Source organism: Streptomyces sp. NPDC020362 (assembly GCF_040642095.1).
Taxonomy (GTDB): Bacteria; Actinomycetota; Actinomycetes; order Streptomycetales; family Streptomycetaceae; genus Streptomyces.
In genome coordinates this window covers 1-11,083 of sequence record NZ_JBFAET010000251.1, presented here as the reverse complement: position 1 = coordinate 11,083, position 11,083 = coordinate 1, and the positions used below count along the sequence as shown (strand labels likewise).

General features: G+C 70.5%; 9 protein-coding genes and 1 pseudogene. 5 read left to right on the top strand and 5 right to left on the bottom strand.

Translation table 11 applies throughout. The features are described 5' to 3' along the window. The 3 genes from AB0H32_RS43030 to AB0H32_RS43020 form a co-directional block, all read left to right on the top strand. Positions 1-401, top strand: a 401-nt coding sequence (locus tag AB0H32_RS43030) for an FAD-dependent oxidoreductase (protein ID WP_361133431.1), incomplete at its 5' end; no start/stop codon positions are given. Next, positions 398-2,227 (top strand): thiamine pyrophosphate-binding protein, encoded by a 1,830-nt coding sequence (locus AB0H32_RS43025; RefSeq protein WP_361133428.1) that lies wholly within the window; start codon positions 398-400, stop codon positions 2,225-2,227. The genes AB0H32_RS43030 and AB0H32_RS43025, both read left to right, overlap by 4 nt. Before the next feature lie 46 nt (positions 2,228-2,273). Further along, the gene (locus tag AB0H32_RS43020) at positions 2,274-2,783 is read left to right on the top strand and encodes an inclusion body family protein (protein WP_361133425.1); all 510 of its coding nucleotides are present in this window, start codon (positions 2,274-2,276) and stop codon (positions 2,781-2,783) included. Positions 2,784-3,103: 320 nt separating this feature from the next. On the opposite strand, the gene AB0H32_RS43015 is transcribed toward AB0H32_RS43020, so the two are convergent. The 3 genes from AB0H32_RS43015 to AB0H32_RS43005 all read right to left on the bottom strand — a co-directional run bounded on the left by AB0H32_RS43015 (position 3,104) and on the right by AB0H32_RS43005 (position 5,378). After that, entirely contained in the window at positions 3,104-3,808 is a 705-nt protein-coding gene (locus tag AB0H32_RS43015; RefSeq protein WP_361133422.1) for a M24 family metallopeptidase, read from the bottom strand. 31 nt (positions 3,809-3,839) lie between these two features. Continuing rightward, a complete protein-coding gene (locus tag AB0H32_RS43010) occupies positions 3,840-4,616 on the bottom strand; it encodes a class I SAM-dependent methyltransferase (protein WP_361133419.1) in 777 nt (258 codons plus the stop codon). 90 nt (positions 4,617-4,706) lie between these two features. Continuing rightward, the gene (locus AB0H32_RS43005; protein WP_361133416.1) at positions 4,707-5,378 is read right to left on the bottom strand and encodes a pyridoxal 5'-phosphate synthase; all 672 of its coding nucleotides are present in this window, start codon (positions 5,376-5,378) and stop codon (positions 4,707-4,709) included. A 227-nt stretch (positions 5,379-5,605) separates the two neighbouring features. Between AB0H32_RS43005 and AB0H32_RS43000 the strand changes: the two are divergent. After that, positions 5,606-6,183, top strand: a pseudogene (locus AB0H32_RS43000) (M24 family metallopeptidase); the annotation flags it as partial. On the opposite strand, the gene AB0H32_RS42995 reads toward AB0H32_RS43000, so the two are convergent. Together AB0H32_RS42995 and AB0H32_RS42990 are read right to left on the bottom strand one after the other, a co-directional pair. Next, positions 6,159-8,906, bottom strand: coding sequence for a molybdopterin-dependent oxidoreductase (locus tag AB0H32_RS42995; protein ID WP_361133413.1), 2,748 nt, complete (start codon positions 8,904-8,906; stop codon positions 6,159-6,161). The pseudogene AB0H32_RS43000 and the gene AB0H32_RS42995 overlap by 25 nt on opposite strands. Continuing rightward, positions 8,903-9,727, bottom strand: coding sequence for an FAD binding domain-containing protein (locus AB0H32_RS42990; protein ID WP_361133410.1), 825 nt, complete (start codon positions 9,725-9,727; stop codon positions 8,903-8,905). Before AB0H32_RS42990 ends, AB0H32_RS42995 begins: the two co-directional genes overlap by 4 nt. 213 nt (positions 9,728-9,940) lie before the next feature. Here AB0H32_RS42990 and AB0H32_RS42985 point away from each other — a divergent pair, with 213 nt between their 5' ends. After that, the gene (locus AB0H32_RS42985; RefSeq protein WP_361133407.1) at positions 9,941-11,080 is read left to right on the top strand and encodes a PucR family transcriptional regulator ligand-binding domain-containing protein; all 1,140 of its coding nucleotides are present in this window, start codon (positions 9,941-9,943) and stop codon (positions 11,078-11,080) included. The last annotated feature ends 3 nt before the right edge of the window (positions 11,081-11,083 follow it).

Sequence of the window (11,083 nt, the reverse complement as noted above, 5' to 3'; positions counted from 1 at the left end):
ACTCCTGGTCCGACGACGCCGCCCGCTGGGACTCCATGCCTGACGCGGAGCGCTACCTCTACGCCCTGCGCAACCTCCAGGCCGTGCACGGCCGGCGCATCGAGGTGTTCTTCACCGGCCGGGGCGCCACCCAGAGCTGGGCCCGCGACCCGTACGCCTTCGGCGAGGCCGCCATCTACACCGCGCACCAGATGACCAGCTTCCACCTGGACGTCTCCCGGCCCGAGGGCCCGGTGCACTTCGCCGGCGAGCACACGTCCCTCAAGCACGCCTGGATCGAGGGCGCCCTGGAGAGCGCCGTCCGCGCCGCCCTCGCCGTCCATCAGGCCCCACCGGTCACCGACAGGAAAGATTCGGAGCAGGACGTCTCGGGTGCGGACCGGGAAGGGGAGTCCTCGTGAGCACGATCACCCCTGCATGCACGGTCGCCCGCTATCTCGCGCTGCGGCTGGCCGAGTTGGGCATCACCCATCTGTTCGGCGTCCCCGGCAACCACCTCGGCCCGTTCCTCACCACCCTGCGGGCCGAGGGCGACATCGAGTGGGTCGGCACTCCGACCGAGGGCGGCGCGGGCCAGGCCGCCGACGCCTACGCCCGCATCCACGGCGTGGGCGCGGCGGCGGTGACGTACAGCGTGGGCGCGTTCAATCTGCTCAACGCCTGCGGCGGCGCCTACGTCGAGCAGGTCCCGCTCATCGCCGTCAACGCCTGCCCGCCGTACGAGCAGTGGCAGAACTTCCGCGCCGTCGGGCTGCTCACCTCGCACATGAGCCCTCGTGCCGAGAGCAACCTGGACGTCTACCGGCAGGTCACCGTGGACGCACAGGTCATCTCCCACCCGGGCCTGGCGCCCGCCCAGATCGACGCAGCGCTCACCACGTGCGTCTCCGAGCGCAGGCCGGTCTACCTGGAGGTCATGGAAGACCTGTGGGACGAGCCCTGCCCCGAGCCGACGGAGCCGATCGTCCGCCGCGAACGGCCTTTCAGCGAGCGCAACCAGAGCATGCTGGACCAGGCCGTGCACGCGATCCTCACCCTGATCGAGGAGCACCCCGGCCCGGACGGCAGGCCCCGCCCGATCGTGTGGGCCGGCGAGGAGATCGACCGGTACCGGCTCGGCGGGGAACTCATCGACCTGGCGGAGGCCACCGGCGTACCGTTCTGCACGACCGTCGGCGCCAAGGCCGTCGTGGACGAGGACCTGCCGCAGTTCCACGGCGTCTACAACGGCAAGGCCAGTCACCCCGACGTGCACGCGATCTTCAAGGACTGGGCCACCTGCCGGATCGGGCTCGGGGCCTGGTCCACGTCGAAGAACCTCGACGGTGAGCAGAGCGTCGGCACCGACTGGGTGATGGCGGCGCACGGCGGCGTCAGCGTCGGTACCACCTACTTCCCCGACGTCCAGCTCGCCCAGTTGCTGCCCGCCGTCCAGGACGCGCTGGTGAAGACCTACGGCTCCGAGGGCCTGTCCGCCGACTACTACGCCGAGTCCTACAGCTACCGGGGAGCGCGGGACGACCATCCCGCCGGCCTGGCGCAGTACCGCGCCTCGCTGAGCGTCGGCGGTGCGCGGTCCCGGGACGCCGAACGGCTCACGTACGACGGCGTGTTCGACCGGGTCAACCACTTCCTGGGCCAGGAGACCACAGACGACTGGACGGTCGTGTCCGACGCCGCCTTCTCCCTCATCGGCTCGATGAACCTGTCCCTGTCCACGGGCGGCTTCCTGTCCCAGATCAGCTGGCTGTCCATCGGCTGGTCGGTCGGCGCGGCCACCGGCGCCGCGCTCGCCCCGGAACGCGAGGGCGCCCGCCCGATGGTGTTCGTCGGCGACGGCGCCTTCCAGGAGACCTGCCAGGAGATCTCCACCCACACCCGGCTCGGGCTGCGCTCGGTGGTGTTCGTCCTGGACAACGGGTCTTTCTACGGCATCGAGCAGATGCTGGTGCACCCGGCCTACTTCGCCGGACAGGACCCCGCCGGGCCGGACTTCTACAACGTCCTGCACCCTTGGCACTACGACCGCCTCGCGGCCGTCTTCGCCGGCAAGGACACCCCGGCGACCGGCCTCACCGTCACCCGCCCCGCGGAGCTGGACGACCTGCTGGCCCGCCTCGGCGACCCGCGCGACCCGGTCAACGCCGGACCCCTCCTGGTCCGCGTCCGCCTGCACCGGCACGACTATCCGCGGGCCATGGCGTACAAGGTGCCGAAAACCTCGTGACAGAAACTCTCGTAACAGAAGATCCCGAATTCCGAGGGGGAAAGAAATGGCTGATCTGAACGTGCTGATCGCCTTCGACGCGGCCACGATCGTCGAGCAGAATCCGGGCGCGTCGCGGAATCCCGACGCGCCGACCTACGTCGACCAGAGCCTGATCTACATGACGACGCGGCACGACCACATCGTCGGCACTTCGGGCGCCGAGCTGAACCTGCGGGCCGAGCCCGGGGACACCATCCGGTGGCGGGAGACGACGGTGTCGCTGGGCAGCGACTACAAGGCGCTGCTGTACCGGTACGTGAGCAGCGACCGCGACCACACACTCATCAGGACGCCGGAAATCGAGGTGGTCGACGGCGTCTATCCGCTGCCGAGGGAGGGCACCGAGGGCACCCCGGATTTCGTGACGCAGAAATACCAGGACCACTACTGGCGCACCACGGTGAAGAGCGTCGGCAAGGTCGTGTACCACTTCTACTTCCAGATCCTCGACCGGCACCGGCAGTTGAAGGGGTACTTCCAGTGGGACCCCTTCATCACCATCGAGGACTCCTGACGGTCCGGCCGTGACGGGCGGCGGCGCGGTCACCGCCGCCGCCCTTCGCGGTGCCCGGCCTGCCGCGCTGCACGGTACCGTCGGGTCATGGCTCGCCAGGAGGGGAATCACGCGACTCTCGGTATCCCGCGCGCCGATGATCCCGGGCAGGTACGCACCGAGCGCTTCGCATACGGGAGGTCGCGGGGTCGACGGCGGCGATGAGAAAGCGGTCGCGTTCGTCGTGCCGGTCCACGTAAGTTCTTCGGGTGTGCGTTATGCGCGTTCTGTGCGTTGCAGCTTCTGGCCGTTCCCGATGCCTGGCTGACCGCGACAGGGAGTCACGCCAGGTCCAGTAGTCCCTTGTGCGAGCCCCCGAAGCCCTGATGTTCGTCGACCAGGTGGATCTCGAGGATCCAGTGGGCCTGCCACCCTCCTTGGACAGTGCGGCGCAGAGGCTGGTCGTTGTCCGGGCAGAGGAACGAACCCGCCTGCGCACTGTGGGAGGTCACGGTTGGTGGTGATCCGACCAGGCGGCCGACGTGCCATCCCCCGAGGGTCCGGCCCGCTTTGGCGACGATGGCCTGGACCTCGGCATGCAGGTGCCTGCCAGTGATACCGGAGTCCGCGTGGAACGCCTCGCGACCGGCGGCGAACACCTCCGGCAGGTCCTCGACGAGGCTGTGCTTGCACGCGTCGTCGCCGAAGGCCACGGTGCGGGCGAAGTCCGTTTCGTAATCGGCAAGGACTGGACCGAGGTCGGCGACCACGATGTCGTCCTCGCCGATGACGCGGTCGGGCGAGCCCTGTTCGTGTGGGAGCGCCGTGTGGGGGCCGGAGCGGACGAGCGGCCTGGGCTGCGGCGGGGCTGTGCCGAACGCCTGCCTCGCCAGCTCCCCGATCCGGTTGCCGACCTCGCGTTCACTGCTGCGCGGTGCGATCAGGCCGCGGGCCATGACGTCGGCGAACAGAGCCTGCGCCATCCGCTGTGCCTCCACCAGCCCAAGGGCTCGCAGCCGCTCGTCCATCCGGTCGGGTCCTGCCATCGTGCCGTTCCTCTTCTTCCTCTTGCTCCGCCTACGGGGCTGAGCGCACGATCACGAGCGACCCTTCGTACGTCGGCCGACCGCGCAGGTGGCCGAATTCCTCGTCCCAGGCCCCGGATTCCAGGTCGTGGCGCAGGGTCTGGTCGAACCGCTCGCGGGCGTGGTCGTCGACGAAGCTCCAGGCCGAACACGCCTGGCGGGCGGCAGGGTCGAGGAGCATCTCGGGGCGTCCGTAGTACGCCTCGTTGAACCCGTCGGTGCAGTCCAGGGGGATGGGCACGGTCCGGACGGTGCTGGTGCCGCCCAGTGCCGTGGCCAGCTCCTCGATGGGCGGGTAGCGGCGGGCCTCGGTGTCCAGCACCTCGGGCGCGTACCGGTACAGCCAGAAGTGCCGCACCATGGCGGGATCGCAGGTCAGGATGACCACAGGCCCGTTGGTCACGCGCCGCATCTCGCGCAGTCCGGCCCTGAAGTCGGACCACTGGTGCACGCTGAACAGCGTCATCGCCGCGTCGAACCCGCCGTCGGCAAAAGGCAGATCCTCAGCCACGGCATCGATCGCAGGAGCAAGCTGCGTCGGCCGCTGGGCGCGCATCGACTCCGAGGGCTCGACCGCCGTCACCGAACGCGCCGCGCCCTCGTACGAGCCGGAGCCGGCGCCGACGTTGAGCACCCTCCGGGCGTCGCCCACGGCCCCGGCGACGAACCGGGCGATCCGGTCGTCCGGCCGACGGTAGGAGGAGTATCCGGAGCCGATGGCGCCGTAGTCGACGTCGCCGGCGCTGCCGTCCTGGGCGCGTGTGGTCATGGGGTCTACCTCGCCTCGTGAGCAGGAACAGGGGAAAGGATCCCCACAAGCCCATCGGTTGTGCCGATCGGGGCGTGGGGCATGGGTGCGCTACGACCAGAGCTGGAACCGCTGCCAGCCGTCTCCGGCCCGCTCGTAGCGCAACCGGGTGTGAATGCGGCTCTTCGCTGCCTGCCAGAACTCCACCTCGGCCGGTGCGAGGGTGTACAGGGTCCAGGCGGAGTCGACGAGCGAGGGCTCCTTGTCGATCAGGGCCAGGGACTTCGCCAGGTCATGGTCGCGTTCGTCGGTGTTCGTCAGGTACTGGCTCTGACGGGCCAGCAGGGACTCGGCGCGGGCGGTCGCCGACCGGCCGAGGAAGTCGGCGGCGCTGTCCTGCGCGGAGCCTTGAGTCACGGGCCCGCGCAGGCGCACCTGCCGGCCGTGCTCGGGCCAGTAGAAGGTGAGTGCGGCCCGCGGATGGACGGCCAGTTGGCGTGCCTCGGGGCTGAGGCGGTGGCCGGCGAACTGCCACCCCGAGGCGTCCACACCTTTGAGGATGAGCACGCGTGCGTCAGGGGCACCGGCCTCGTCGACCGTGGACAGGGTCATCGCGTGCGGATCGCGCAGCCCGTCCGCCACGGCGTCGGACAGCCAGAACAGGAACAGGCGCACGGGATCGGCCGGAGCCTGCTCGGGCTCGAACTCCGGGAGCGGTCCGGCGAACACCTCGATGCCGCGCAGCCACCCCCGGACAGTGGTGCCGTCATCTCCGTCTTCCACTGGGTCGCCTCCTCCACAGGACACCTTCCTGTCCCATCCTGCATCTGCGGCGGATCTTCGACAATCTCTTGGCAAATGCTGAGCTGATGACACGAAGTGCCTCGCGTGTGAGAACAGAGGTATTGGAGGTAGCGACAATGGGCCCCGGCAGGTCGCCCAGCCGAGCGGGGGGTGCGCGCCCGGTGCGGCAGAGGGAGGTTCTCGTGACGGTCGGGACGCCGGAGGCCCGGGCGGTCAGCGACCGTGTCCGGGACCTGCCGAACGAGTTGTTCGGGACCACCCCCGGCACTGGCACAGGCGGATCGTGCGGTCCGGGCCCAACACCCTCATGCCGTACAAGGAGAACCCGCCGGACCGGGTGATCGGCGCGAACGACATCGTGTTCGCCGACTTCGGGCCGATCTTCGAGGAGTACGAGGCGGGCTTCGGCCGGACCTTCGTCCTCGGCGACGACCCGGTCAAGCACCGGCTGCGCGACGATCTGCCCGAGGTCTTCAGAGCCGGCAAGCGGTACTTCGAAGACGATCCCGGGATCACGGGCGCTGCACTGCACGCCGAAGTCGCCCGACGTGCCGCCGAGGCGGGCTGGGAGCTGGGCGGCTGGCACGCCGGGCACCTGGTCGGCGAGTTCCCGCACGAGCGGATCGACGGCGCGGACGCCGAGTCGTACATCACCCCCGCCGATGACACCCCGCTGCGGCGCACCGACAAGGCGGGGCGCCGCTGTCACTGGATCCGGGAGATCCATCTGGTCGACCCTGAGCGGGGCTTCGGCGGGTTCTACGAGGAGCTGCTCACGCTCTGATCCGTCACGCCCGCGTCGCGCAACGCCAGCCACACCCGGTCGCGCGTGAAGGGCAGTTCGGTGAAGCGGACGCCGGTCGCGTCCCGCAGGGCGTTGGCGAAGGCGGGGGCGACCGGGTTGAAGGGGCTCTCGCTCATCGACTTCGCGCCCAGAGGGCCGATGGCATCAGCGGTTTCCATGAAGTGGACCTCGGTGCGCGGGACGTCGGCGTACTGGGGGAGCCGGTATCGGCGGAAGGCGGCCGTCTCGACCTGGCCGCGCGCGTCGATGCGGACGTTCTCGAAGAGCGTGGAGCCGAGGGCCTGCGCGATGCCGCCCTCGACCTGGCCGCGGCACTGCATCGGGTTCATGACCCTGCCCGCGTCGGCGGCGTGCACGCTGCGCAGGATACGGATCTCGCCGGTGCCGGGGTCGACCGCCACCTTGAACCACTGGGCGTTGAAGGCGACCGAGCGCGGGGTGCCGCCGAAGTGCCCGTCGGCGGTGACCTCGACGCCGACCGCGCGGGCGGCGGCGTACAGGTCCTTGAGGGTCAGGCGTCCGCCGGGATGCAGTACGGCCTCCTCCGCGAGCCGGCAGCCGGCGCGCGGGACACGCAGATGGGCGGCGCCGAAGTCGAGGAGCATGTCGGCGAGGGCGCGGGAGGCGCGCAGGGTGGCCTTGCCGGCGACCACGGTGCCGGTGGAGGCGAAGGCGCCGGTGTCGTGCCGTACGACGTCCGTGTCGGACTGGCGGATGGTGATCCGGTCTACGGTGGTGGCGAGTTCACCGGCTGCGATCTGCTTGTGCACGGTCGTGGTGCCGTTGCCGAACTCGGCGGTGCCCACGGCCAGATCGAAGGTGCCGTCGGGCAGCAGAGTGGCCTTGGCGTCGGCGATATGGCCGCCGGGCGGGCCGGTGGCGATCATCGCAAGGGCGGAGCCCTCGCCGACCAGCCAGCCTTTCGGAGCGGGTTGCCCGGCCCCGGTCTCCGCCTGTGCCCGGCGCACGATGCCGACGCACTGGTCGAGGCCGTAGCTCGCGATGTGCAGGTCCTCCTCGTGGCCGCCGGGGGTGATCATCGGCTCGTCCGGGCCGATGATGTTGCGCGCCTTGAACTCCAGCGGGTCCAGGCCCAGGCGGCGGGCCAGTTCGTCGAAGGCGGACTCGACGGCGAACATCACCTGGCCGAGGCCGTAGCCGCGGAAGGCGCCCGCCGGGACGTTGTGCGTGTACACCGAGTAGGCGTCGACCTTCTTGTTCAGGGCGCGGTAGATCGCCATGGACTCGCCGACGCTGTGGAACATCACGGCCGGGCCGTGGTTGCCGTACGCGCCCGTGTTCGCGACCACGCGCAGCTGGAGGGCGGTGAGGGTGCCGTCGCGGCGCGCGCCCGCCTTCAGATGGATGGTGAAGGGGTGCCGGGTGGTGGCGCCGTAGAACTGCTCGGCGCGCGTGTAGTCCAGTTTCACCGGGCGGCGCAGCCTGAGCACCGCCAGCGCGACGATGTCCTCGACCAGCATCTCCTGTTTGCCGCCGAAGCCGCCGCCGACCCTGCCTGCCATCACCCGGACCTGCTCCAGCGGCAGGTCGTACAACGCGCACAGGGCGCGGCGCGTGAGGAACGGGGTCTGCGAGCTGGTCCGCACGGTGAGGCGGCCGTCCTCGTCGAACCAGGCGACGGCTCCGTGCGTCTCCAGACTGGCGTGCTGCCCGCGCTGGGTGCGGAAGGTGTCCTCGTAGACGACGTCGGCCTCGGCGAAGCCGGCCTGGATGTCGCCGATCTCGCCGTGCGCCTCGCCCACCACATTGTTCTCGGGGCGGGAGATCCGGTGGATCTTCGCGTCCTTGTCGTGGACCACGGGCGCGCCGGGCCGCATGGCCTCCTCGGGGTCGAGGACGGCGGGCAGCACCTCGTAGGTCACCTCGATCCGGCGGCAGCCCTCTTCGGCCGCCCCCTCGCTGTCGGCGACTACGGCCGCGACGCGCTGGCCCATGTACCGGACGGTGTCGTCGAGGACGCGGGTGTCGTCCGGGTCCTCGTCGGGGTGCTCGTGGCGTGCCGTGGAGAAGTGCCGTTCCGGGGCGTCGTGGTGGGTGAACACGGCCTGGACGCCGGGGACGCGCAGAGCGGCGGAGGTGTCGATGGCGACGATGCGGGCGTGGGCGTGCGGGGAGCGCAGCAGCTTCATGTGCAGCAGGCCCTCGACCTCGATGTCGAAGGTGTAGCGGGCGGTCCCGGTCACGACCTGGGGCCCGGCCGGGGCGGGCAGGCTCCGGCCGACGGACTCGCCGGGCGCCGGCTCCTCCACGTTCTTCACCCCGCATACGGCGTCCTCGATGGCCCGGTAACCGGTGCACCGGCACAGGTTGCCCTTGAAAGCCCGCGGCAGGTCCGCCAGTTTGTCCTCGTCGAGGGCGGCCGTGGTCATCAGGAATCCGGCCGTGCAGAAGCCGCACTGGAAGCCCTGGGCGTCGAGGAACTTCTGCTGCACGGGATGGAGTTCGCCCTCGGGTGAGGCCAGGCCCTCCACCGTGGTGACCTGGTGGCCGTCGGCGCGGAAGGCGGGGTACAGGCAGCTGTGGACCGGCTTGCCGTCGACGTGGACCGTGCAGGCGCCGCAGTCGCCCTGGTCGCAGCCCTTCTTCACGCCGAACCAGCCGCGGTCGCGCAGATAGGTGCGCAGACACTGGCCTGGGCGGGGTTCCTCCTCGTGGGACCGGCCGTTGACCTCGACCTTCATCGTGCCTCCTGATGTGCCAACTCCCGGCGGATCTCGTCCGCGTATCGGTACGTCATGTGCCGCCGCCACTCGGGCAGCCCGTGGATGTCGTCGAACCACTCGTCGTCGGCGACGGCGGCGGCGATCGCCGTCCGCAGCCCCTCTGCCGTTGGCGGCAGCGGGAACCACAGCCGTATCGGCCGGACCGTCGAAGCGGTGAGCGTGACCGCGAGGGAGCCGTCAAGGGGGTCGAGCGTGCCGATGATCAGTACCCCGGAGCGGCCCAGCCCGTACAGCGACGCCTGCCGGAACGCCGTACGGCAGGCCAGGGTCCGGGCCGCAAGGGTGACGGACCGCAGCAGCTCGCCCTCCGCCAGCACCTTGCGGCCCGCCCCGGTGATGAAGTCGGCGACGCGCACCCGGCGGCGTGCGCCGTCCTGCGCGATCAGCAGGCACTCCCCGTCGAGAGCGGCCGTGAGGGAGATCATCGGGCCGGCCGGCAGACCGTTGCAGAGGTTCCCGCCGACGGTGGCCATGTTCCAGATCTTGAAGGAGGCGAGGAACGCCCGGCAGCACTGCTCGAAGAGCGGTCCCGCCTCGGCAGCAAGATCCTTCGCGAACCGGGACAGCTCGGCAATGGTGCAGGTGGCCGCGATCTCCAGGGAGCCGTCCGGGTGCTGCTGCACAGGGGTCCAGCCGGTGCGGCTGAGGTCGATCAGACGGCGAAGGTGCGGCTGCGGCTCGGAGAACAGATACGTGCCGCCGCCGAGCCAGCCGTCACCCGGCCGCCAGGGCGCCGGGTTCCGTGCGTCCCGGATCTCCATCACCGTGTTCAGGTCCATGACCGCCAGTGAAGCAACGCGATCCGGCCAAAACGACTGGTTCACAGCACGGAAACGACGTCTTGCCCGCCCCGATACTTGGTGAATCAACCAAGAGGCATACCGTTCATCTCATCTGGCACTTACGATGCGAAGACTCACATGCGCCTGGTGAATGTGAGATGCCGGGTGTCATGTACCGCCACCCGGCAGCCGTACGAGGAGCCGGAACCCATGCACGTCGAACACCTTCTGCAGGACGAATCCCTCGGCCTTCGCCTGCTCTGGGCCGAGGACGCACTGCTGAGGCATGAGATCAGCGGCGTCACCGTCACCGACCTGGAGGACCCGGCCCGTTTCGTCCGGCCCGACGAGGTCGTGCTCAGCGGACTCGTCTGGTGGAGCCCGGACGGGGGAAGGGGCAAGGCCGAACGCTTCGTCTCCGGGCTGAAGGACGCGGGCGCCGCCGCGCTGTTCGCCGGTGAGGAGACCCACGGTTCGGTGCCCGACGACCTGGTCGAGGCATGCGCACGGCATGGCGTCCCGGTCGCCGGCGTGCCGGCCCACGTGATGTTCCGCGAGATCACCGACACCGTGTACCTGCGGCAGTGGGGCGACCTCAGCCGCTACCACGCCCTGCCCGAACACGTGCGAGGCCGGCTGAACCGGCTGGTCGCACAGGACGCCGACCCGGCACCGATTCTCGCCGGCGCCTTCGAGCACCTCGACCGGACCGCGGCCTACCTCCTGACCCCTGCGGGCCGGACCGTCGCGGCCACGCCGGGCGCGGCCCCCCTCCCGGCGCACGAGGCTGCCACCCTGACCAGGAGCGACACTGGTGTGACGGTGCCCGTGGAGGCCGACGCGGTCACTCCCTACGAGCGCTGGTGGCTGCACCTGCCGGACGGTGCTGCCGCACCACCGCGCCTGCTGCACGAGATCACCGCCGTCCTGGGCCGCTGCCAGGAGGCGCTGACTCGCCGACGGGCCGCCGAGCACCAGAGGGCGGACGAACTCGGCAGGCTGCTGACCGCTCCTGAAACCGGTGACGTGGAGACCGTGGTGCGCGCCTGCGGTCTGCCGGCTCAGGGCCCGTACCGCGTGGTCGTGGCCGACAGCGGCGCCCGGCACGAGGGGCTGGCGGAGGGTGCACTGACGGAAGCGGTCGCGCACACGACGCCGACGTTCGCCGCCCTGGGACGCCTGCCCGACGGGACCGCATTCGCGGTCGTACCAGAGGATGCGGCCGCCGGTCTGGCCGAGGCCTGGCCGCTGGTGGCCGCCTGCGAGCCCGACTCCCTCCTGCACGGCGGGCTCGCCTCACCGGTCAGCGAGACGACCGGGCTGACGGGTGCCCTGGCAGAGGCCCGTTAAGCC